16 protein-coding genes, 2 pseudogenes and 2 riboswitches are annotated in these 23720 nt (G+C 67.8%); of the genes and pseudogenes, 14 read left to right on the top strand and 4 right to left on the bottom strand.

All coding sequences use genetic code 11. The features are described from left to right. Window positions 1-148: 148 nt before the first annotated feature. On the bottom strand, window positions 149-2188 hold the full coding sequence (locus ACLQ27_RS30270) for a copper resistance protein CopC (protein WP_425869926.1): 2040 nt from the start codon (window positions 2186-2188) through the stop codon (window positions 149-151). A 171-nt stretch (window positions 2189-2359) separates the two neighbouring features. After that, a riboswitch (cobalamin riboswitch) is annotated at window positions 2360-2573 on the top strand. 143 nt (window positions 2574-2716) lie between these two features. Between ACLQ27_RS30270 and ACLQ27_RS30265 the strand changes: the two genes are divergently transcribed. Continuing rightward, on the top strand, window positions 2717-3214 hold the full coding sequence (locus ACLQ27_RS30265; protein ID WP_425870005.1) for an acyl-CoA thioesterase: 498 nt from the start codon (window positions 2717-2719) through the stop codon (window positions 3212-3214). A 113-nt stretch (window positions 3215-3327) separates the two neighbouring features. Further along, complete coding sequence (locus ACLQ27_RS30260; RefSeq protein WP_425869924.1) at window positions 3328-4227, top strand: ABC transporter substrate-binding protein; 900 nt, start codon at window positions 3328-3330, stop codon at window positions 4225-4227. Window positions 4228-4310: 83 nt separating this feature from the next. Here the strand turns inward: ACLQ27_RS30260 and metE are convergent. Continuing rightward, window positions 4311-6548 (bottom strand): annotated as a pseudogene (metE, locus tag ACLQ27_RS30255) (5-methyltetrahydropteroyltriglutamate--homocysteine S-methyltransferase). A gap of 144 nt (window positions 6549-6692) precedes the next feature. Then, window positions 6693-6909: riboswitch (cobalamin riboswitch) on the bottom strand. A gap of 219 nt (window positions 6910-7128) precedes the next feature. On the opposite strand from metE, the gene ACLQ27_RS30250 reads away from it, so the two are divergent. The 8 genes and pseudogenes from ACLQ27_RS30250 (at window position 7129) to ACLQ27_RS30215 (ending at window position 14600) form a co-directional block, all read left to right on the top strand. Continuing rightward, window positions 7129-7686, top strand: a complete 558-nt coding sequence (locus ACLQ27_RS30250) for a superoxide dismutase (protein ID WP_425869922.1) — start codon at window positions 7129-7131, stop codon at window positions 7684-7686. Window positions 7687-7692: 6 nt separating this feature from the next. Further along, the gene (locus ACLQ27_RS30245) at window positions 7693-7953 is read left to right on the top strand and encodes a superoxide dismutase (protein ID WP_355099069.1); all 261 of its coding nucleotides are present in this window, start codon (window positions 7693-7695) and stop codon (window positions 7951-7953) included. A gap of 481 nt (window positions 7954-8434) precedes the next feature. Next, window positions 8435-8701: pseudogene (locus tag ACLQ27_RS30240) on the top strand (cobalt ABC transporter ATP-binding protein); the annotation flags it as partial. Beyond that, the gene (locus ACLQ27_RS30235; RefSeq protein WP_425869920.1) at window positions 8698-9555 is read left to right on the top strand and encodes an ECF transporter S component; all 858 of its coding nucleotides are present in this window, start codon (window positions 8698-8700) and stop codon (window positions 9553-9555) included. The pseudogene ACLQ27_RS30240 and the gene ACLQ27_RS30235, both read left to right, overlap by 4 nt. 373 nt (window positions 9556-9928) lie before the next feature. Then, complete coding sequence (locus ACLQ27_RS30230; RefSeq protein WP_425869918.1) at window positions 9929-10240, top strand: hypothetical protein; 312 nt, start codon at window positions 9929-9931, stop codon at window positions 10238-10240. Continuing rightward, the gene (locus ACLQ27_RS30225) at window positions 10237-11625 is read left to right on the top strand and encodes a caspase, EACC1-associated type (RefSeq protein ID WP_425869916.1); all 1389 of its coding nucleotides are present in this window, start codon (window positions 10237-10239) and stop codon (window positions 11623-11625) included. Before ACLQ27_RS30230 ends, ACLQ27_RS30225 begins: the two co-directional genes overlap by 4 nt. A 402-nt stretch (window positions 11626-12027) precedes the next feature. Then, the gene (locus tag ACLQ27_RS30220) at window positions 12028-13125 is read left to right on the top strand and encodes a hypothetical protein (RefSeq protein ID WP_425869914.1); all 1098 of its coding nucleotides are present in this window, start codon (window positions 12028-12030) and stop codon (window positions 13123-13125) included. Window positions 13126-13445: 320 nt separating this feature from the next. Next, complete coding sequence (locus ACLQ27_RS30215) at window positions 13446-14600, top strand: PIN domain-containing protein (protein WP_425869913.1); 1155 nt, start codon at window positions 13446-13448, stop codon at window positions 14598-14600. A gap of 427 nt (window positions 14601-15027) precedes the next feature. Here the strand turns inward: ACLQ27_RS30215 and ACLQ27_RS30210 are convergent, their stop codons facing one another. Beyond that, entirely contained in the window at window positions 15028-15726 is a 699-nt protein-coding gene (locus tag ACLQ27_RS30210; protein ID WP_425869911.1) for a hypothetical protein, read from the bottom strand. A 109-nt stretch (window positions 15727-15835) separates the two neighbouring features. Next, window positions 15836-16687, bottom strand: coding sequence for a hypothetical protein (locus ACLQ27_RS30205; protein WP_425869910.1), 852 nt, complete (start codon window positions 16685-16687; stop codon window positions 15836-15838). A 270-nt stretch (window positions 16688-16957) separates the two neighbouring features. On the opposite strand from ACLQ27_RS30205, the gene ACLQ27_RS30200 reads away from it, so the two are divergent. The 4 genes from ACLQ27_RS30200 to ACLQ27_RS30185 all read left to right on the top strand — a co-directional run bounded on the left by ACLQ27_RS30200 (window position 16958) and on the right by ACLQ27_RS30185 (window position 23375). Beyond that, entirely contained in the window at window positions 16958-17260 is a 303-nt protein-coding gene (locus ACLQ27_RS30200; protein ID WP_425869908.1) for a hypothetical protein, read from the top strand. A 205-nt stretch (window positions 17261-17465) separates the two neighbouring features. Further along, window positions 17466-18320: a tyrosine-type recombinase/integrase gene (locus tag ACLQ27_RS30195; protein WP_425869906.1), complete on the top strand. Its 855-nt coding sequence runs from the start codon at window positions 17466-17468 to the stop codon at window positions 18318-18320. A gap of 282 nt (window positions 18321-18602) precedes the next feature. Further along, entirely contained in the window at window positions 18603-19604 is a 1002-nt protein-coding gene (locus ACLQ27_RS30190) for a hypothetical protein (RefSeq protein ID WP_425869904.1), read from the top strand. A gap of 201 nt (window positions 19605-19805) precedes the next feature. After that, window positions 19806-23375, top strand: a complete 3570-nt coding sequence (locus ACLQ27_RS30185; RefSeq protein ID WP_425869902.1) for an AAA family ATPase — start codon at window positions 19806-19808, stop codon at window positions 23373-23375. Window positions 23376-23720 lie beyond the last annotated feature (345 nt).

Raw genomic sequence — 23720 nt, 5'->3', positions numbered from 1 at the left:
TGAGCCTACGGCAACCGGTACGGACAAGATCCGTCAGCGGATCAACGAGCGCTGGGCGCGTCTGCCCGCGCGCCATGCTCGTCGAGATTGAGTCGGCCGACGGGCGCAACCAGTTCCCGGCTCGCGGGTCGGATTTCCAATCGTCCGCTCAGGGCAGGTTGATCGTGTAGTCGGCGGTGTGCACCTTCCCGCCTACCTGGAAGTCGAAGAAGGCCCGGTACCGGCCGGGACTCGGTGCGGTCAGCCAGAACTGGACCGCCCCGTCGACAAGTTCCTGTTCGGGGTGGACGTGCACGTAGCCCAGGTCGCCCTCGCGGACGACGACCAGATGCCCGTACGCGCCCAGGTACCGTTCGAGCTGCGCCGGCGTTGTCGTGCCGGCGTTCTTGACCTGGAACTGCATCGGCACCGTCACGCCCGTCACCGGGGTGCCGTTCATCGACACCGCGTACGGTCCGGCGGTCGCCTGAGTCTGCGCCGCCGGCAGCGCAACGGGGGTGTGCGCGCCGGGCACGGTGTGGTCGACGCCCAGCACGAGGGGTATCTGCCTGCCATCGGTCGCGGTGACGGAGAAGTCGGCGTAGACGCGGTAGCCGCCGGGTCGGGCCAGCGTCAGGGGAACACTCCAGGTGCCGTCGGGCGACATCGTCGGATGCAGGTGCTGATAGCCGGTCAGGTCGCGGCCAACCACGATCATGTGCAATGGCTTGTCGTGGACGACGGCGAAGCGGGTCGCCGGTTGGCGGTCGGTGCCGACGATGCGGAACCGGTAGTCGGCGCGTACACCGGCCGGCTGGGACCGCTCCAGCGGTTGCAGGGTGTACCCGTTGGCGCTGACCGTCGTCCCGGTGGCCAGGGTCTCGCCGGTCGAGCCGTCACCCGGATGGGTGTGGGGTCCGATCCCCGGCGCGTGTTGGTGCCCATCACCGGCGGACACCGCCGGCCCCGAGGCCGGCGACCCGCCGGCGGGCTGCCGGGCGTCGCTGGTGGCCGGGCGCTGATCGGTCGCGCCGATACGGGCCAGCCCGAATCCGGCCAGCAGCGCCAGCACCAGCCCACCGACGAGAAGCGCCAGGTGGGTGTTGCCCAGCCGGGATCCCGGTGCGGGCGCGATAGCGTCCACGTCGGAGGCTGCCGCCGAGGGGGCAAGGGCGGCCGGGGAGTCGTCGTCGGCACTGGCCGGGACCGTTGCCTCCCGATCCGGCGAAACCACATCGACGGCGGTGCGCGTCAGGGCCATGTCCGCCGCGCCGCCCGTGCGGGCCACGGCGGGCGCGTTGCCCTTGCGGGCCGCCGGTACGGCGTTGGGGCGCCGCCGCTTGCCGCCGGCAGTGGGCGCACTGGCGCCTCTGGCCGCGCCGGTCTTCCCGGCGGCGGGCTTGGCTCCGGATCGGCCACCGGGGCGGCGTCGGGCGGAGGTCGCCGGCGAGGTACGGCTTCGGCCGGTGGGCCTCGCCCTGCTGGTCGAGCGACGACGCCAAACGACCAATGCACCCAGCGCTGCCACGGCCGCCGCCGCCCAGCCGACCCAGACCATCGCCGTGGGGCCGTCGTCGCTCGACGCCACCGGTGGAGCCGCCGCCGGGGCGGTCGCAGACTCGGCCGCTGTGGTCGGTACCGCAGATGCTTGCCCGGGCGCCCGGTGCTGCTCGATGGCGGCCAGCAGCGCCGGGTCGGGCTGGTTCGTCGGCGGTTGCCACCCCTGGGGCGCGGCCGTCGCCCGCCCGCTGTAGCGGAAGGTCATCGTGCCGCGGACCGGGTCACCGTCCGAGGCGACCGACAGATAGCTCACCGAGTACTGACCCGCTGCGGGCAGATGCGCGAGGGCGATCACCGCGGGGAACCCCGTCGTGTACTCGCGCGGCTCGAACTGCCCGTTGACCAGGGAGTACTCGCGCACCGGCTGGTTCAGCGTCTTCGGCTCCCCGTAGGTCCAACCGTTGTCGACCCGGCTGCCACCCGGCGCGGTGATGGTGAAGTGCGCGTTGGCGGCGACCTTCTCGGTGAAGTACAGCTGCACCGAGGTCAACGGCGCTTTCACGGTGGCACCGGCCGCCGGGGTGGACATGGCGAGAGTCCCATGAGCGGCGGCCGGTTGAACGGACGCGAGCAGGGTGACCGCCGAGGCGAGAGCGAGTGCGAGCAGGCCCGAGGCCACCTGAGCAGGAGTCCGAGGGAGACGACGCATCTGAATATCCTCGCCGTGCCGAGACTTTGCGCAAGGGGTCGCGATCTTTTTCCTCACATAGCAAAAGTTGGATTCGCTGTGGTTCCGGTCCTGTGTCGCAGATGTGAAAGGCTGTGTCGCCTCCCGTAGGGCGGGCGAAACCTGCGCCGTGCTCCCCGCCTTCGATCAACTAGGCTGGCTGGTGGCGCTGGTTCGCCTGGCCGTATCCGGCTGGGCGGCGTAAGAGGGAACCCGGTGGGAATCCGGGGCTGCCCCGCAGCGGTGAGTGGGAACGACCGCCGTCATCAGCACTGGGCCAGCGGCCTGGGAAGCGACGGCCAGTAGGGGACCGGCGCAGCCGGTCGCGCCCGCGAGTCCGAAGACCTGCCGGCGCTGCGCACACGACCGTGTGCGCTGCCGTCGGTCTCGCGGGTGGACTTGCCGGGTGACGTGCGGCGTCTCAGCGCGGTCGCGTCCTCGTCAGCGTGTGCCCGTGATCCGGCGGTGTGGTTTCCCGAGGGACGGACTACCGCTGTGCACGACACCAGCATGATCGCCGGCCGAGCGCCGTCGGCGTCGCACCTGACCCTGTCGCAGATCATGGATCAGCACCACACGAACCTGATGGGTACGGTGCACGGCGGCCGGATCCTGAACCTCATCGACTCGGTGGCCGGTGTGGTCGCCGCCCGGCACTCCGACGGCCCGGCGGTGACCGCCGCGATCGACGAGACCGCGTTCCTGCGCGCGGTGCGGGTCGGCGACGTCGTGCACGTCGACGCGCGCATCACCTGGGCGGGACGCAGCTCGATGGAGGTGGCCGTGAAGGTGACGGCGGACCGGTGGGACCGTGCGGTGCCGCCCACCGACGTGGCCACCGCGCATCTGGTCATGGTCGCTGTCGACGACGACGGTCAACCGCGCGCGGTGCCGCCGCTGCTACCGGAGACCGACGGGGACCGGCGGCGGTACCGGGAGGCGGAGATCCGCCGGGAGCACCGGTTGGCGCTACGGCGGGCGTTGCTCGACGGCGCCGGGGAGGGCTGAGCCGTGCTCGGACTGTCCGCCGCGACGCTGGCCGGCTCCTTCGCCGCGATCGTCGTCCTGAGGCCGGCCGGCGCAGTGGACGTGGCTCGGTCACTCCTGGTAGGCAGACGGGTGTGCGGATCCTCTCACTGCTGCCGGCGGCCACGGACATCGTGGCCTTGCTCGGCCTGACCGGGCATCTGGTCGGCCGCACGCACGAGTGTGACTGGCCGCCGGGCGGCCTTGCCGGTGTTCCGGTGGTGACGGGAACGTCTCTGCCCGAGGCGTTGACGAGCCGGGAGATCTCGGCGGCGATCGCTGGCGACGCGCACCGAGGCTCGTCGTTGTACCAGCTTGACGTCACGCTGCTGGAGGGCTTGAGACCGGACCTGATTCTGACCCAGGACCTCTGCGATGTGTGCGCGGTCTCCTATGCGCGGGTCAACGACGCGGTCCGGCTGATCGACCTCGATACCAGGGTGGTGTCGCTGGAGGCGAGGACCATCGGCGGGATACTGGACACGGTCGACGCCGTGGCCGCGTTGACCGGCACGACCGGCAGGGCGGCGGAGATCCGGGCGGACGCCGAGCGTCGACTCGCCGCGTTGCCCGGCCCGCTGACCGGCGCGCCGACGGTGCTGTTCGTCGAGTGGCTCGACCCGTTGATGCCGGGCGGGCACTGGGTGCCGGAGCAGATCACCGCTGCGGGCGGGCGGTCGCTGCTGCTCGGGCCGGGAGTGCACAGCGTCCCACAGCACTGGTCGGTGGTCGCGGACCTCGCCCCTGACGTGGTGGTGTTCGGGCCGTGTGGGTTCACGCCCGAACGCACCATCGGCGAGCTGTCCGTGGTGGCCGCGCGACCCGGGTGGGCCGACCTGCCGGCGGTGCGTCAGGGGCAGGTGTGGGTGGTCGACGGACCCGCCTACTTCAACCGCCCCGGCCCGAGGGTCGTCGACGGCGCGGAGATCCTTACCGCCATTCTCGCCGGCCGTCCGGACTCCCGCGCCCGGCGGGTTTCCGTCGGCGCAGGGTGACGCCGCCCGGCCGACGTGGGCATCGGATGCGCGTGGCCGCACGCCATGGTGGGGCGGCGGCACACCGCCGCCCCACCATGCGTTCAGGTGAGCGTGCTGCGGATCTCGGCGGCGCCGGCGACGAGGCGGGTCAGGGCTTGTTCGACCTCCGGGTACCCGCGGGTCTTCAGGCCGCAGTCGGGGTTGACCCAGAGGCGGTCGGCGGGCACGGCGGCGACGGCGCGGCGGAGCGCGTCGGTGACCTCCGCCTGTTCCGGTACGCGGGGGGAGTGGATGTCGTACACACCGGGGCCGACACCGCGGTGGTAGCCGGTGGTGCGTAGATCGTCGAGGATCTCCATCTTGGACCGGGACGCCTCGATGCTGGTGACGTCGGCGTCGAGGGCATCGATCGCGGGCAGCACGTCGCCGAACTCGGAGTAGCACAGGTGGGTATGGATCTGGGTGGCGTCGGCGACCCCGCTGGTGGCGAGCCGGAACGCCCCGACGGCCCAGTGCAGGTAGGCCCGCTGCTCGTCCCGGCGCAGTGGCAGTGTCTCCCGTAGGGCGGGTTCGTCGACCTGGATGATGCGGATGCCGGCGGCCTCCAGGTCGCGGGCCTCGTCGCGCAGTGCGAGGGCGACCTGGTTGGCGGTGTCGGCGAGGGGTTGGTCGGTGCGGACGAACGACCAGGCCAGGATCGTCACCGGTCCGGTGAGCATGCCCTTGACCGGTCGGTTCGTCAGTGATTGCGCGTAGGTGGACCAGGCGACGGTCATCGGGCCGGTCCGGGTGACGTCGCCGTAGATGATCGGTGGGCGTACGCACCGGGAGCCGTACGACTGCACCCAGCCGTTGACAGTGGCGGCGAACCCGTCGAGCTGCTCGCCGAAGTACTGCACCATGTCGTTGCGTTCCGGCTCGCCGTGCACCAGCACGTCCAGCCCGAGTCATTCCTGCACGGCGATGACGTGGGCGACCTCGGCGCGTATCCGCTCGGCGTAGCCGGTGTCGTCGAGCCGGCCGGCCCGGTGCGCCGCGCGGGCCTGCCGCAGCTCCGGGGTCTGCGGGAAGGATCCGATGGTGGTGGTGGGCAGCGGGGGAAGATTCAGCCGGGCCTGCTGGGTGGCGGCCCGCTGCGCGTACGGGCCGCGCCGTCGGTGCTCGGGGCGCATCGCGTCGAGCCGGGCCCGCACTCCGTCGTTACGCCAGGCCGCCGGGACGGCGGGCGGGGCAGACGGCAGGGCACCGACGCCGTCGCGCAGCGCGCGGCCCAGAGCGACGACCTCGTCGACCTTCTGCCTGGCGAACGCGAGCCGCCCACGCAGGTCCTGGTCCAGGTCAGGTTCGGCGGCGAGGTCCACCGGCACGTGCAGCAAGGAGCAGGACGTCGACACCGCGACATGGTCGGCCAGGCCGGTCAGCGCGGCGCCGGTGGCGGCGGCGGAGCGCAGGTCGGTGCGCCAGACGTTGCGTCCGTCGATCAGCCCCGCGACGATCGTCTTGCCGTGCAGCGGGCCGGCCGCGGCGAGCCGGTTCAGGTTGCCCGGCCCGGCGACGAGATCGATGCCGACCGCCTCGACCGGCGTGCCCAGCAGTGCCGGCAACGCGTCGCCGAGATCACCGAAGTACGACGCGACGAACAACCGTGGGCGATGCTGCAGAAGGCCGAGCCGACGGTACGCGGCGCGCAGCGCGGCGATCTCCTGCGGGGTGCGGTCGGCGGCGTACGCGGGCTCGTCGAGCTGAACCCATGCGACGCCGGCATCGGCCAGGGCAGCGAGGATGTCCTCGTAAACGGCGACGAGATCATCGAGCCGGTCGAAGGGTCGGAACCCTTCCGGCGCGTCCTCGGTGGCCTTGGACAGCAGCAGGTAGGTCGCCGGCCCGACCAGCACCGACCGGGTGGTGACGCCGAGCGCCTTGGCTTCGGCGTACTCCCGCACCGCCTTGTCGGGTCGAGCGGCGAACGGCGTGTCTGGGCCGACCTCCGGCACCAGGTAGTGGTAGTTGGTGTCGAACCACTTCGTCAACTCCAGCGCCGGCTCCCGGCCCGCGCCGCGCGCCATGGCGAAGTAGGTGTCCAGGTCGCCGAGACCGAGGCGGCGGAAGCGGTCGGGGATCGCGTCGACCAGGACGGTCGTGTCCAGCACCTGGTCGTAGAACGAGAACGTGTTCGACGGGACGGCGTCCAGTCCGGCGTCGCGCAACGCGCGCCACACGTCGGCGCGCAGGCCGGCCGCGGTGTCCTGAAGGGTGTCGGCATCGATCCGGCCCGCCCAGTAGGACTCGACGGCGTGCTTGAGTTCGCGGTGCGGTCCGATGCGGGGATAGCCGAGCACGGTGCTCAGCCCGAACGGTGTGGTCACGGGACAGGTGTCCTTCCCTCGAGGTCGACCACCGACCACCTCGAAGGACACGGCAGGGCACGGGACGACGACCGGGCCTCGCCCTGACCCTCCCGAGAGGCCGACGGCGGCGCACGCGGCGCGTACGCGGTGCGGGCAGGTCTTCGGACTCGCGGGCCTGATCGGCGTGAACCGGTCTCCTACTGGCCGTCGCTTCCCAGACGCTCACGCGTCCAGTGCGTATGACGGCGGTCGTTCCCACTCACCGCTGCGGGGCAGTCCCGGTCTTGCACCGGGTTCCCTCTTACGACGCCGCACCGAGACGGTGCGACGAACCAGCACTGCCGACCATCGTACGGGCCGTGAGCTGATCCTCGGTGCCGCTGTGGCGGGCCGATCTCCCGGTCGCGCGCCCCGGCGCGGGATGAGCCGGGAGTCCGGTTGTTCCCGGACTTCCGTCCTTGTTGCAAGATAATGGCAACAGCAAAGCTGAGGCAGCACTGAGAGGACGTATTCATGGCCGTGTACAACCTGGCCCGACCTGCCCTACGACTACGGCGCACTCGAGCCCGCCATGTCCGGCGAGATCCTGGAGTTGCACCACGACAAGCACCACGCCGCGTACGTCAAGGGCGCCAACGACGGGCTCGACCGGCTCGCCGAGGCCCGCGACAAGGGCGACTACGCGACGCTTGTCGGGTTGGAGAAGACGTTCGCGTTCAACCTGTCCGGGCACGTGCTGCACTCGATCTTCTGGAACAACCTGTCCCCAGATGGGGGTGACCGTCCCGACGGTGAGCTGGCGGCGGCGATCGACGAGCACTTCGGCTCGTTCGACGGGTTCGCCGGTCAGTTGTCGGCGGCGACCAAGGGCGTGCAGGGCTCGGGCTGGGGTGTCCTGGCCTGGGAGCCGCTGAGCCAACGGTTGATCGTGGAGCAGGTCTACGACCACCACGGCAACGTCGGGCAGGGCTCCACCCCGATCCTGGTGTTCGACGCCTGGGAGCACGCCTACTACCTGCAGTACCGCAATGTGCGCCCGGACTATGTGGACCGGCTGTGGAACCTGGTCAACTGGACCGACGTCACCGCTCGTTTCGACGCCGCCCGCGCCGCCACCCCGAAGATCTGACCCGGCGTGAGCGGGTACACCCCCGAGGCGGCCGAGATCGTCCAACGCGCCGCCGGGGTCATCGCCGCCAAGCATCGCGGTGACCTCGCCGGCGCGGAGGAACTGATGTCGGCGTTCGGCTCTGAGCAGGCCCGCACGCTCGGCTTCTACCTGCTGGCCGATCTCGCTCTGGGTCTGGTGAAGGCGCAGAGCGGCCAGTCGATGGACGACCTGGTCCGGGAACTGTCCCTACTCCTGGCCGACACCGCCCAGTCCCCGCCGGCATGATGGTCCGCCGGGATCCGCCCACGGGCGGATCCCGGCGGGCAGCCGCAACGCCCACCGCCCGCCCATCCGAAGGGGCCCGATGCGTCGGAAGATCGAGCACCGTGTCGTGACGATGAACGGGCAGTCGATGGTCGTGTTGACAGCGGGCGACTTCGAGCGGCTCGACGCCGCCCGTCGGCAACTCGGTGCCAGTGAGGCTCAGGCGCAGCAGCTTCGCCAGCAGTTGAAGGACACGCAACGTCGAGTGGCTCGCCTGGAGGGTCTGCTCGCCGCGCCCGCACGTACCGGGGGACCGGGGTCAGGCGCATGCCACGGTTGTCCTCACCAGAGTGACGCCCCGGTGAGCTGACGCAACTGGCGGCTCTGGCCGCTGTCGCGGTGCCGGCCTCGTCACGGTCGCCGCGCTCGACCTCGTCACCCGTGCCGGAACGGCGGCGGGCAGATCGGCCGGCGAGTGGTCAGCGGCGGCCGAGCCGCCGCTGACCGCCCCACCGGTACCCTCGACAACCTCGCCGCGCAGGGACGCGCCGTCGTGGTGGCCACCCACGACGTCGAGTTCGCCACCACCACCGCCGACCGGGTCGTGGTGATGGCCGACGGCGAGATCGTCGCCGACGGACCCGTCCCGACCGTGCTCACCGCGTCGCCGACATTCGCCCCGCAGGTCGCGAAGATCCTCGCGCCGCTGCCGTACCTGACGGTCGGGCAGGTCGCCGCGGCCCTCGACGACCCGGCGGTGCCCGCATGACGACACTGAACGTCGCGGTCCGCGTGCCCCTGCGCGCCGTGCTCGCGATCACCATGGCGTCGTTCCTGGGCTTCGTCGCGTTCCTGTGGCCGTTCGTCGTCGCGCCGGGGACGTTCGGCTCCACCCAGACCCCACCGCTGATGTTCGGCGTGCTGCTGCTCCTGGTCCTCGCCGTCATCTTCGCCGAGATCGCCGACGGCAGGATCGACGCCAAGGCGCTCGCCATGCTGGGTGTGCTGTCCGCGATCAACGCGGCCCTGCGGCCACTCGGCGCCGGCACGGCGGGCATCGAGACGGTCTTCTTCATCCTCGTGCTCGCCGGTCGGGTCTTCGGGCCGGGCTTCGGCTTCGCGCTCGGCTGCACCTCGCTGTTCGCCTCCGCCCTGCTCACCGGGGGAGTGGGACCGTGGATGCCGTACCAGATGTTCGGCTGCGCCTGGGTCGGCATGTTCGCCGGCCTGCTACCCCGGGTCCGGGGACGGGCCGAGATCGTCCTGCTCGCCGCCTACGCAGCGGTCGCTGGATACTTCTTCGGCTTCATGCTCAACCTGTCGTTCTGGCCGTTCTCGCTCGACCCGACCAGTTCGATCGCCTACCAGCCCGGCCTGCCGGTGCTCGAACAACTGCACCGGTATCTGACCTTCTTCACCGTCACCTCGCTGGGCTGGGACACCGGGCGGGCGATCACCACAGCTGTCCTCGTCACCCTGGCCGGGCCGGCGGTACTCGGCGCGTTCCGGCGCGCGGCCCGCCGGGCGCACTTCCAAGCAGCCCCAACGTTCGCCGCTGCCACCGCTGCGCCAGCCTCGGCCCACTCTGGAACAGCCTCTGCTGGTCATGAACCTCAGAACTGATTGAGCAGCTTCCGACGATAAGCGGGAAATGGCGGCCCCTGACCTTGCTCGATCTGGAGCCAGATCGGACACGCAAGCACGTCGCAGCGCTGCGAATAGCGGACGGCCACCGAGTATCACGGCGGGCCGACGAGAGGAAGCGCGTCGGCGGTGGGATGCCGCGTATCCTGCATCGAGCATTGGCTACGACACCGTGCTCCAGCAACACGTAGCCCGAGCTGCGTGTGGGGCCAGACCCTTGGCCGAAGGCGTATGCGCCGCAGGCCACGGACCGCGATCGTCCAGGCCCGACGCGCGCGGGCGGGATTGGGATTCGATGAATCAGTTTCAGATATCTGTGCGAGTGGGCTGCTCGGAGTTGGACGCAGATGGTGTGAAGGACCTGACCGCTGGGCTTCGACGAGAGGTTCTCACCACGGACGTAGCCAGCGCCGAGTGGGATACGGCTGCGGACGCACCGGCCGGGGCTAAGTCTGGGATGGTGGTCGCGGCTGGCGCGTTGGCTGTGACGCTGGCGCCGATAGTGGTCGAGAGCCTGATGGGCATCATCGCGTCGTGGCTGAGCCGGCAGCCGGCCGACGTCGAGATTGAGATCGACGGCCGTCGTTTCAAGGGGCGTGTGTCGAAGGCGCAACGCGACGAACTCGTCGCCGCTTACCTGAACCGGATGAACAGCGGGTCATGACAGAGGCGACCCGCCAGCGTAGGGCGTTGCTGATCGGCTGCGGGACGTTCGCCGACTCGTCGCTGGCACAACTCAGATCGCCTCGTCGCGACGTCGAGGACATGACCCGCATGCTGTACGAGGCGGGGTACGCGCAGGTGTTCGCTGACGTCGACTGCACAACCCGTGCGGCGCAACGTGCCATCGAAGCATTCATGCTTGAAGCCCGGGTTGATGATGCCCTGAACTTGATCTACTTCTCGACGCACGGGCTTCAGGACCGGCAGGGCAAGTTGTACTTCGCATTTACTGACACCGAGAAGCAATACCCGAGCGCGACTGGGGTAGGCGCCGAGTGGGTACGCGACCGCATCTACGACAGCCGCTCAAAGTCCACGCTCATCCTCGTCGACTGCTGCTTCAGCGGGAGTTTCATCACGGGCATGCAGGCCCGGTCCAGCGGCGAAGCCGACGTTGACGTACTCGTCCGAGGCTTACCTCAGGGCAGCGGGGTCGCGGTACTTACCGCGTCGGGTGAGCATGAGGCTAGTTTCGAAGACGTCGAATCACCAATGGCGCGAACCTCCTACTTCACCGAAGCGATTGTAGCTGGCGTCGCCACCGGCGCCGCGGACTCGAACCGCGACGGTCGGATCACTGTCGATGAACTCTACGAGTACGTCTATCATCACGTCGTAAACGGGCCGTCGCCCCAACGCCCACGCAAACTCGGAATGGGTGAGGGGATGATGGTGGTTGCTGAGCCACTGGGACATGCGGTGCCCACACTCCAGGCAGCACCCCCGGCGCGCAGAGCCGCCGCGCCTGTCCTTCGAGCGCGAGGTGTCCTCGGCCATGCGGCATTTGATGGCCAGTCCGTCGTCATCGGCAAGGATGGCTTCGGGCCCGTCATGAAGGGCGAGCGCCGCCTACACATCAGCGATGTCGCCGGGGTCTCGTTCAGGCCGGCAACCTCCCTGCACTATGGCTACCTCCAGGTGATCCAGAAAGGCGTCCAGCCAGCACCGATCAGCCGATTCGGACCTGGCGCGGGACGACCTCCCATGGAAGACGGTTCCTCAGTCTCCTTCCCCAGATCCGTCAACGCCGAGATGCAGCAGATGCGAGATGCCATCGAAGCAGCCATCGGTATCCCGCCAAGCGCCCTCCGCGCACCAACAGCCAAGAGCAGCGCCTGGGCGACAATCGGACGCGGCCTACTGTGGTCCCTCGGGATCCTCGCCGGACTTCTCGAAGCCATCGTGATAGCCGTGACAGTAACCGACAGCTGGGACGACCACAGTGTCGGAACCGCCGTCACGGCGAATCTGCTTTCTGGTGCCGCGGTCCTGGCCAGCGGCCGAGTGCTCTACATCAACCGCCGCAAGCAAAAATTTGAGCCATGAACGCCAAAGCTATCTAAGCTCCGACCCATCGGTTGCGCCATGCCGCTGATCGACATCCAGGCATAGCCACGTCAAGGTGTGAGCCCAGTCCCCGCATGGTTGGCATCTTTGTCGGCTATCCGCCACGGGCTGGCGAGCCGCCGCTGTCGACGCTGCGTGTAAATTCAGCCGGCGTGGACAGGCACCGCGTTTCAGGCGGAGCCGACACAGCGGTTCGCCCAGGCGCAGTTGTCACCACGCGTCGGCAAGACCACCTGAGTTGAGTTTTCTTCTCGGACGCAGGTAGTCATGAGTCTTTACCGCCTACGGCTTGCTGAGAGTGCCTGAGGAGCGGGTCGGCAGTCACTGTCGTAGGGCACGAGGTTTCCGTCTGCGACGTGGGATGGTGTGGTTTTGCCAGATATGGGTGAGAGTGACGTCCTGGAGGCGGTCTATATGGCCGACTTGAAGGCCCTGCTAACTCGGCACGGGTTGGTCCTCAGCTATGAGCACGACCGAGCGGCGATCGACACGGGCCTGCACCTCTTCCTGGAAGGAGAGGGTGTCAGGCGGACGAGTCAGTTTCGAGTGTGGTTCCAGGCCAAGAGTAAGAGGGCTAAGACGCTTCCGCTGGAGATCTACCAGGCCGCCGACAGCGTTGAGGTCAGAGTGAAGGTGGACCACATACGGTTTTGGGCGGCGGCACCAGAGCCTGTTTATCTTGTCGTCTACGTGGAGTCCGCTGGCGAGTTCATCGCAGAAGACGTGCGGGACATCGTTGAGCGGCAGTGGCCGCGCGGCAACTTCTACTCCGCCATCCCCCTCGGTCAGTGTGAGGTTTCGCTTCGTGTCGCCACTTCGAAGAAGCTGGACGAGGTGCGTGCTGTAGAGATGCTGCAACATCGAAGTATGCGCATCGACGGACCCGCCTTCCGGGGGCGGCCTCTTGGGCATCATTATGACCCAATCCGATCTCAAATCGCGTGCCCGGCATCCCCGGCGTTCGAGCGCCTCATCGAAAGTCTGCTCGCCGCACATGACTTCCGCGTCTCAGAGAGGATCGATGTTGCACAGGACATAGGGGTCTTCCGAGGACGCCTGTACGAGACGCTGAGCTGGCAGTCGCCCGCGTTCGCCGAGTATGGTTACGGACCCGACGACGACTTTCGCAGTGAGCCGTCATACGAGACCTTGCATGGCAAAGTGTTCCTCATCGTCGATCGCGCCATCGGACGAAAGAGGCTTGCCGACGCCGAACGGGCCATGATTGCCGAGTTGGCCGAGCAGCATGGCGAACCTGACACCAGCTTTGCCGTCATCTTCAACGGTTGTGACCTCAGCGGGACCGGTGGCCTTTGGCGCAGCGCGCTGCGCGACTTGGGAGTCCACGACTCCTACGCGCAGGTCCGGCAGGTCGGCGTCGAGGCCGTCACGTTTCTGTTGCTCGTGACCACCCTCGTGTACCTCGACTTCGCTCCTGAAATTGCCTGGGACCATATCAATTACCTTTACACGGGCTAACCCGCCCGCCCGCCGAGCACCAGTCGTACTGACTTCGTTCATGTGCCGGTCGTGCGCGCTCCGCCTCATGGAAATCCCCGTCAAAAGCGGCTGCGGCTTATCCGAGGAAGTTGACAGAGTCCTCCGGGTGGCGTTTCGCCGTACGTCAGGGCGGACGCCTAGGCCCACTGCTCTTGCCGCCCATCATCCTTGCGTCTCGCCCCAACCCACCGAGCAGTAGGGCTGGCCTGGACGGGGTTGAAGACCGTCCAAAATTTGGTTGCGACGAGGCACAGCGTTTCGGGGTGGCGCGGGTCTGCTGTCAGGGGAAGGATCTGCGCGTGCTCATCACGCCACTGCCCGGCAGCAGCCGCGAAGCCCTCCGCTCCGCCCTGATCAACGTTCACGAGACGGTCGCAAACCTCCGTGGGGGCGGCTCGCCCGACGCGCTCTCGCGCGCCCTCGCCTACCTCGACTGGTGCCACGAGGCGCAGCGGCGACTTCACAACCAGGTTCGGCCAGCCGAACTTGAGTACCTGGTGCCGTCCAAGAGCTACGAGGTGGTGCTGTCCGCGGCTGGCTCCTTCGGAGATCAGAGTAGGGCGAACCGGCTAATCCATGGGCTGGTCTCGACACAACTGGACGAACGGGTCCGCGTCCTCCAAGCAGCGCTCGACGACCTGGCCGAGCAGATGAAGCGGTTCGAGCGCAACGGGGAACTTCTCGTTCTCGACACCAACGTCTACTTGGAGCACCCCGAGAAGATTGAGGCATGGGACCTCGCCGGAGACCTGCACCTCGGATTCGAGGACGTCCACATCATCGTCCCCATGGCCGTGGTCGACGAACTCGACAAGGGCAAGCGGCAGGGCGCCGAGCGGGGATATCGCGCCGGTTACTCCGTCGCCTACATCGACCGCATCACCCGGGAGCAGGATGGGGTGATTCGGCCGAAGGACTTCGCCGTCCAGGAGGAGGCGCGCGGCACCGTGTCCGTCGAGGTGCTCCTCGATCCCCCGGGCCATGTCCGGCTGGCAAGCAACGACGACGAGATCGTCGACCGGGCTGTCGCCGTGCAGGCCCTCGCCGGCCGGCCCGTCCGGCTGGTCACCTACGACACGAAGATGGCCATGCGCGCCCGACACGTCGGTTTGCGGGTGCACCGGCTGGAACAGCCAGAGAGAGAGGAAAAGCAGCCGCAGCAGCGCCGTGGCCGAGACGCCAAAGGCGGAGATCGAGACGCCGAGGTGAAAAGGATCCGTGACCCCGCAGTACGCGCGGTCCGGGCCGGTGAACTCATCAACGTCCGGCAGGACTCGATCGGCTACCTTTCCCGGATCCGCCGGGAGGCGCTAGAGGACCTAGTTGCTAATGGGTTGAACCGCAGCCAAATCGCCGACAGGACTGGGCTCACCCGGCAGCAAGTGGGGCAGTTCCTCGCCGAGCCGTCGGCGGACGCGACACTGCCGGCCGAGGACTTGGCCGCTTCGGAATGATCATGGCAGCGTCGGACGGGGGATAGGCGATCGATCCCTCGTCCTCCGCTCCGGGAGAAATTGAGCAACGTAAAGTTCGAGGCCGACGGTTCGTCTACGGCGGCGGGCAGCGGCTCGACCAGACCCGTATGCGAAGCAGGTCCTGCCCGCGGCGCACCCGGACGAGGTATCTACTTTGGCAGTCGGCTTCCAGCCCGTTGGCGGCCCTTAGCGACCTCAGAGCCTTCCGTGTCGTCCTTCGCTTCCGGCGCTCGGTGACCAGCGCGCCCGGCAGGTGAACCTTCGCCCTGACATCCTGCTTCTCTCAAGAGCTGAGGACCTGAACGTCATTATCGGTCACCCTCCTTCGCGTCTCGATGCTCGCGACGAGGAGCACGGGCGAGTCGGGCATAGGCACAAGGGGGAGGGGAAGTGCGCAGCGAGTACGTCACCCTCGCTTCCAGGCACTCCACGAGACAACCCATTCCGGAACCGGCCGGACAACGGGCAGTTGTTCCCGCCCCAGGAGCACTGCTTCGACTGCTTCGACGGCTGCCTGCTGTTCAGCCACGTGGTCGCCGAGCGACTCGCACGCCACCATCAGTAGGTCGTCGTGTACGAAGGTCCGACACGGCTGGCCCGTCTGCTGCTTGACCAGCAATCGAATGGCTTTGCGCAGTGCAGAAAGTTGGTCGCCGGGCACCCGCCGCACCTCTGCGTACCCGTGCTGCCGCACCAGGTCGACGACCAGTTGCGCCACGACCGGCACTCGTTCATCGACCGCAGGCTCCGGGAACAGATGGTCCATCAACGCCAGACACCGCCGACACGTTGGCGCAAACGCCGGCTCCCGGTACCGGCTGACTTGTCCGCCATCACCGCCGGCCATCACCAACCAGGCCCGACCGCACATCGTCGTCTGCGCCCAGACCGGTTCCTCAAGCGCGGCGAGGTCGTATCGTCGCTTGACCAGTTCCCGGTCGCTGTCCGCCTGGTAGAAGTGTGCCTCGGACAGGGCGCCGCGGCCTGCTTCAGGCGGGTTGTTACGGCGTACCAGGTGAACGGCCTTGCCTCCACTGACCACGGCGAGGAGAAGCTGCGACGTCCCGGCCGTGATGACGTTCGGTCCGTGTAGCCCTTCAGGCATGCCAGCACCCCTCACGTCAGAAGGTGTATCGGACCGACGTACCAGTAACGGAGGGATCCTGCCAAACAGCAGCACCCGGGTGGGGGCTGTCGACGCTGCTGCGGTCGCGCTACGGCCGTTTGTCGGGATCGAGCGCGTGGATGAGATGCCCGATCCTTTGCTGGTCGGGTGCCGGCCAGTACAGGTAGCGCGGACCGAGGAAGCAATGGAAAGCCCGGCAGGCGAACAGCTCCTCGAACAGGTCAGCGGGCGTCGCGATGAGCAGACCAAACGGCCGCAACGCGTCCGTGGCTTTGAGGATCCCGACGTCGCGCGTCAAGAAGACGTTCGCGCCGACCTGGAGCGCGTCGTGCACCAGTCGGCGGTCGTTCCCGGCTGGAACAGCCGTCAAGGCACGCCTCATCTCCCGCTCGGGCAGGATCAGCAGCCCTTCGCGGGAGGGGCGCTCCTCCAGGTCCCCCCATCCAAAGAGGTGTAGCGCGGCGGTGAACTCCTCGAAGGCAAGCAGCCGCTGCCCACGGCGCTCCTGGGACAGGGTCTTCTTTGCATCGTCGACGGACGCCGCGAGCATGATGAAGCGGATGTCCCGAACCGCCCACAGGGCGAGAACAAGTTGTAGTGATTCCAGGTCTGTCGAGTAATCCTCGCTGGAAACAAGATCAACGACGCTGTCGCCCGTCCAGATCCGATGCCCGTAGGTGAAGTAATCGATCAACAGATTCGTGTCTAAGGCGACATGCAGGGGGCCTCGCCCTCGTCGTCCCGCGAAGAGCCGCACATTTTCCTCGTAGACGAAGTGCGGGCCCTCAGGAGGAGCGAACAGCGCGGCTTGCTCCAGCATCCGCGTCACCTCGTCAGCGCCGAAGGAGACCCGGAGCCGTCGGGTCATCTCGTTAGCTAGGTGGAAGCCCCACGTTTCGTCGTCGCGGTACGCGGCGGTGGTATCGACGTAGAGCAACACCAACTCATCGTCTCAAGCGCCCGCCGCCAATCCAAGCCACTAACGTGCAGGCCGTAGGCGTGTCAGGAGTCGCGACGTTCTGTCGTCATGAGACGACCTACCCGAGTCCTTGAGCAACTCGTTCGTCCGCTCGTCCCTGCTACCTCGCCCGCGCGGCCGAGCCCATGCCCGATGCCGATGCCAGCGCTACCCGCCCGCGTTTGCCCGCCGGCAATCACCGACGCCTCCGGGCTGTTGCTGTGGATGGCTCTCCCCGCTCGCTGCGGCCGGGTGAGTGCCCAGCACCTCCTGCACGCGATGGGCTGGGCGCCGGGGCATAGCCTCGACATCCAGTTGTGCCACGACATGCTCGTCATCACCTCCGCGCAGGACGACCGATATCAGGTGGGCAGCCGAGGCGAACTGCCCCTGCCGGCGAGCGCCCGGCAGATGTGCCAGATCGAGCCCGGCCAGCCTGTACTCCTGGCCGCGTTCATCACGCATGACCTGCTCGTCGTTCATCCCGTCAGCACCGTCGCCCGCCTCCTCACCGACCTGCACCACCAGCTGTCAGGAGGTGACAGTGACCGCTGACCCGTCTGCTGTTGCCGCCGCACACCAGGTCCTGGCCCACCTGGGCGTCACTGTGGCCGACCTCCAAGCCCACCCTTGCGCTCGGGCCGCCCTACCCACGGTCGCGGAGTACCTGCCGCGCGTTCTCGCCGCAGCCGGGCCTGGAGCACGCCGCACGTACGGCACCTACGGGGAACGAATGGCCGCTACCTGGCCCGACCGACCGTTGGACGGCGTCGCCGCCAGCGACATCGAGGCTTTGAAGCAGGTGATGATTGCCAGCGCGGTGTCGCGGCGTAACAGCCGCAGCGGCCGGCATGCCGGTGAGCATGTCGTGGCCGCCGCCCGCGCCTTCTATACCCGGGCGATCGCCGATGGTCTGATCGACGCCTCGGCCAGCCCTGCCCACCGGGTCGCGAAACCCCGACGTCTGCCCAGCACCCGCCGAGCGTTGACCACGAACGAGCTGGAAGAGATCAACGCCGAGGCTCGTACCAGCGGCAACGACGTGATCCTCGACGCGCTGCTCCTGCGTCTTCACACCGAAACCGCCTGCCGCCGCGGCGGCGCACTGGCCCTGCGCCTGGTCGACCTGGACACCATCAACGGACTCGTCCGCCTGACCGAGAAAGGAGCCACCGTACGGTGGCAACCGATCACCCTCGACCTCGCCGAACACCTGTACGAGCACGCCCGCGCTCGCGGCGCGGTCCTGCTCACTGATGCGCTCCTGCGCACCCGTACCAGTCAACCGATCACGAGCCGCCGCTACGACCACCTGTGGAAACGCCTCGGTGAGCGCCTGCCGTGGGTCGCCGTGCAGGGCGTGTCCACACACTGGCTACGCCACACCACGCTCACCTGGGTGGAGCGGCACTTCGGCTACGGCATCACCCGCGCCTACGCCGGTCACACCGACAGCCCCGGATCCTCCACCACCACCTACATCAAAGCTGATCTGCACGACGTGGCCAACGCGCACTCAGCCATGACCGGCCAACCCCATCCGCTGGCCCGTCTGACAGATCACGCCGACCGGTGGTCGCAGGCGAGCGGCGCCGTCTCGCCGACGACCGAGTAAGGGGTGGGTAGCCGCGTGCGGTGCTCCGGCCAGACGGCTCCGGGGTCACCGCACGCGGCGAGGCCCGGCGAGTCAAGCCCTACCTCGGTCGCGGCACCTGCCGGGTGAGCCGTCCACGCTCGGAGCTATTCGAGTGTTTCCCAGGCCAGCGCGGGGGGCGTAGCCCTCACCGCCGAACACCCCGCCTGCAGCGTCGGCTGTCGGATATGCCCATTGCTGCGGATGGCACAAATGGCACAGCTTTCCTGGATGGCACTGTGCCATCTGTGCCATTGTCGGTTCATGACTCCGATCCCGCTGTCCCAATGGGCCGACCAGAACGGCGTTCCGCGCCGTACCGCCTACAACTGGGCGAAGAACGGCAAGCTCAACGTGCCGATCCATCGCACCCTCACCGGCCGCCTAGTCGTGCTCGACGACGACGAGACACCCGGCGATGCCCATCCGTTCGTGGCCGCCTACGCCGAGGCGCTAAGCCTGCCCGTCGGCGTGCACTCCGGCGACCTGCACCACTCGCCGGTCCTCGAGGCCTGGGGTGTGGACCTGTACGACACGGTCGCCGACGACCTGCGTCCCGTGGTGCTGCAGCTGGCCCTCGCGGCGGCGTGCGCCCGCCCGAAGCGGGACGCGTGGTGGCGACTGACTGACTGGCTCGGGCGCGTCGAGCTGGCCGACTGGTACACCTCGACCGGCTTCCCCGAGGTGGCCGCGCTCGTGAGCGGGCGGCAGCCGATCACCGACCAGGACAGCTACCTCGACTGGTGGCCGTGTGGCGTCGGCTCGCACGAGTTCTGGCAGGACTTCGACGCCGCGGCGTCGCAGGCCGTCGCCGCTGCCGGGCTCGGCCCGTCCGAGCACAATGACGCCGTCTCGTGGCTCACCGAGTCGGCCCTGACGGACAACATCGCGATCGCCGGGCGCCGCGAGAGCCTACGCAACCGGCTCGACAAGCTGGCCGGCACCACCACCGACCACGAACAGATCCCCACCATCCCTGACCGCAGCGACCTGTGGAGCCTGCGCGGTATGTACCCCGAGCCGGCCTGGGCCATCGCCCGTCCCCACGCCCGGCGCACCGCGCAGAGCATCTGCGCCATCGTCGGCTGGGATCCCGAGAGCCCGGCACCGCCCGACGGACACCCGCTGCGCGAAATCGGCTACCGCGCCTGCCTGCACGCCGCCGAGGCCGCTCTCGTTCCATACGTGCACGACGCCCACCTGCGCGAGATCGACGCCTTCCGTCGCGTCGCCTTCGGCAAGCCATGGCGCCTCATCACGACATGAGGAGGCGGCGACGGTGGGTGTCTCGGTCAGCGACAGGGGGAAGTGCGTCGCAGTGCAATCCATCGGTTTCGCGGTGCCGCTGATCGAGATCCAGGCATAGCCACGTCAAGGGTGTGAATCCAGTCCCGACCGTGGTTGGTGTCTCTGTCGGCTATCCGCCACGCGCTGGCGAGCAGCACCTACTCGTAGTGCGATGACCATGTGGGGCGGGCACTAGGGGAGTACCGTCGCGAGTCCGGTGCCCTGCTGGGCACGATCGCCGTCGGCCTGGCCATCAACGTCGTGACGGCGCGCACGGACAGCTGGCGCGGGCCGTGGCGGTTTGTCCTTGACTACGCCTACCTCTGGCTCCCACTCTGCGTCGTCCTGTGGCTCAGCTGGCGTTTCTTCGTCCATCGCCGCACCGCGGTCACGTGGCGCGGCGCGGAAAGCCCTTACCCCGGCCTAGCCCCGTTCACGGCAGAGCGCGCCGGTGTCTTCTTTGGGCGCGACCGCGAAGCAAGGGACGTACTGAACCGACTGGAGCGCTCGGGGCCGGCGCCGGCGACCCGGATAGTTACGGTCGTCGGCCCGTCTGGAGTGGGTAAATCTTCGCTGATCCGCGCGGGTGTCCTCGCTCGACCACCACGGCGTTGGACCGTAGTGGGTCCATTACGTCCTGCCGCCGACCCCTTCATGAGCCTCGCCGCGGCTCTAGCGGATGGCCCAAAGGTTGTGCTGGAGACAGCGCGACTGCTGCGCGAGGAGGCCGCCTCTCCGGAAGCTCCACTCCAGGTTGTGCCAAGCTTCCTCGCCGCCGCCCGCGGCCCTGCACTGCTCGTTGTCGACCAGGCCGAAGACCTGTACACGATGACCGGCGAACACGACCGGGCCCAGTGGTGGACCCTGCTGACCCGAACACTGACCGTGCTGCCGGAACTGCGCCTGCTGGTGGCGATCCGGCCCGAATTCCGCCGCCGGCTCACCGATCAGAAGGCCGGCTTCATCACCCGACCGGTAGCCATCGGTCTTCTGGATCCGGCCCGCATCCGACAGGCCATCGCGGGACCTGCCCGAGCTGCCGGACTCACGTTCGAGGACGACCTCATCGACCGCATGACCGCCGACGCCACGGTCGGTGACGCGCTTCCCCTGCTCAGCCACCTCCTGCAACGTCTGCACCTGCAGTCCGATCGTCAACACATCACGGTGGCCCAGTACGAGCAAGCGGGGGAGGTGGGTGGTGCCATCGCAGCTCACGCCGAGCAGATCTACGAAAACCTCACCCAGCGGTACCCCCAGCGCGCCGTCGACTCTGCTCTGCTGCGCGGCATCGCTGTGGAAGGTAAGGAAACCGCACGAAGGACGATCCGACGATCTGACCTCGACACCGCCGCCGCCCGCATCCTTGAGGAGTTCAGGGCGGCCCGACTGATCACCGATGTCGAGGATGGCACCTGCCTTGAATTGACCCACGACGCCCTGTTCCGCCAGTGGCGACGACTCGCCTCTTTGATCAGCGCCAACGAGGAGCGACTGCACCGCACCACCAGGCTCGAGCACCGCGCGGCAGCATGGCAAGCGGACCCTCACACAGACGACCTCTTGCGCGGGCGAACCCTCGCCGATGCCCTCGCGCTCGCAGCCGAGGTACCCCTCTCCACCGCAGCCCGACACCTGCTCGACGCCTCCCAAGAGTTCGATCACCAGGACCGCGCCCGACAGTCCGAGCGGCTCGCCGAGTTGGCACAACAGGTGCGCCGGCAGGACCCCGAACTGGCCGTGGCACTTGCCCACACCGCGCTACACGAATTGCCACCCACCCCCGCAGCGACAACGACGCGCTGGGCCTTAACCGCCACCTCACGAACACAGCGCCTGACCATCGGGCACACCACCGGCATCACCTCCGCAGTCTGGCTGCCCGACAGGGAGGCCCTGCGCACCGCCGACAAGACGGGGCGCGTCTGCACCTGGGACGACGCCGGTCGCCTTGCCGAGGTTGCCTTTGCCGCTGATGCGGGAGCGAGGGGGCAAACCATTTTGAGTGCCAGCGGGGCCCTCGCCCTCACCGAGCACGATCGAGGCGCCATGCTGTGGCGCGTCGCAGACGGCCGTAACCTGGGCACCCGGAGGGGGAGTCCTCCAGCATCGTTTGACTCATTCTCGTGGCACGGCGATGTCTGCTTTGCAGGACAGTTCGACTACCGAACCGTCGACGTCTACCGCTTGAACGATGACGTCCCACAGTTTGTCACCAGCATCGCGGCCACACACGTTCGCGCCACAGCATGGTCTCCCCAGGGTGACCGGCTGGCCATCGCCTCCAACGACCTGCTGCTCGTCGTCAGCATCGACGAGCACACGCCGGAGGTCCTGCGACAACAGGTAGCGTGGTCGCGCCCGGTGCTGTGCTGGGCACCCGACGGAATCCGGCTCGCCGTCTCAGCCGATCCGGCATTCACAACGCGGCGCACCGACTTCCTCGCGCCGAAGGCCCGCACGCTGTGGATCTACGACACCGACACCGGCCAAGCCGCCGAAAGCGCACCACCCGGCATGACCGAAACCATGGCATGGTCACCCGCCGAGGACGTCATTGCTTGCTCCGTGCGTCGAACACGCCACCGTGACCGCGTGGCGCTGATCGACGTCGCCACCGGCCGCACAGTTGAGCGGCGGGCACGCCCCCACCAAATCAGCGTGATCGCGTGGTCCTCCGATAGCAAACGAATAGGCTTAGGAACCTCACTTCACGACGTCGAGATTTGGGACGTTACCGGCCGAAGCTTCCGTCGCCTGCCTACCGGAAGCCTGCAAAGAATCTCCTGGTCTCCGGACCTTAGACGAGCCGCTGTAAAAAGGATCGGGAGGACGCCGGAGATCATCGAAGCGGACAAGATGGCACCGCCGCTGCGACTCGGAGACGACGATTGCCTGTCAATCGCGTTCTCACCACTAGGCGACCTGGTCGCAACCGCCAGACAGGAACAGGTCACCCTGTGGGACGCGCGATCCGGTGGGCTCCGGGTGCAGTGGGGCGCTCACCCGCGACGAATCCCGAAACGCAAACCGACACTGACGCCGCTACCATGGGTTTACGGACTCGCCTGGTCCGGCGACGGCTCACGGCTGGCTGTCCATACACACTGCTTCTTCGATAGAACCGCACCCGCCCTCTCGGTCTGGGACGTGGCCAAACCGCAGCGTCTAGCAGTTCTCGACGGAGGCGAAGACAGCACCGGGACGATTGCCTGGTCCCCGGACTCAAGCTTAATAGCTGCAGTCACCCGCGAACACAACGTGAGCTTGTGGCGAGGAGACGACTACACCCTCGTCCACCAATGGCGAACCGAAGGGCCCGACGAGGTAGCAGCCCTGGCCTGGTCGGATGACTCCACCAGACTCGCCGCCGCCGTCGGCAACCACGTCGAAATCTGGAACGTAGCGCAGAAGCAAGTCGGCTCACGCTGTCTCGGCCATACGGGCAACGTCGAACACCTCACCTGGGCAACCGACGGGCACCGTCTCGCGACCATCGGCAATGACAACATGCTCTACATCTGGCGCGCTCAAGAGGGACGACCTCTCGGCGTACTCGACATACCTCGTGGGGTAGTGCGCAGCCTGTCGTGGCAAGACGCCCTCATCATCGCCTACGACGACGGCACGATCATGAGCTGGGACGTATGCAATAACCCTGCGCAGGTTACGGCTACAGGCAGTGAGCCCCGTGCGCTCAACACTGAAGAACGCGAACGATATGGCTTGCCACGAAAGCCAGTCGACTGAGAGTTCACCAGCTTCCAAAACGGCAATCGTGGTGGCCTGCCGATGTCAGACAGAGAGGCCGTGGCGGACTGAGTCCAAATTGTCGGCTGTACACTTACAGATGGTTATGGCGGCCAGTATTGAGCTAGTCCTGGCCGTACCGTAACCTATGAGCATGTGCACCCCAGAATGGTGCACATATGATGCGTACAAGAGTTCGAATCCCCCTCGGACACAAACAATTGCCCCACGGTGCGCGCTGAGATCGGTTTCAGCGTGCACCGTTTGCGCTTCCGGGTGGTATGTCAGCCGCAGGCCCAGCTGGCGGTAGACCTCGGCTTTGTCGGCGGGGTCCGCGTCGCGGAG

It is taken from the genome of Micromonospora sp. DT63, assembly GCF_049841615.1.
GTDB lineage: Bacteria > Actinomycetota > Actinomycetes > Mycobacteriales > Micromonosporaceae > Micromonospora.
This window is presented reverse-complemented; position numbering and strand designations above follow the sequence as displayed.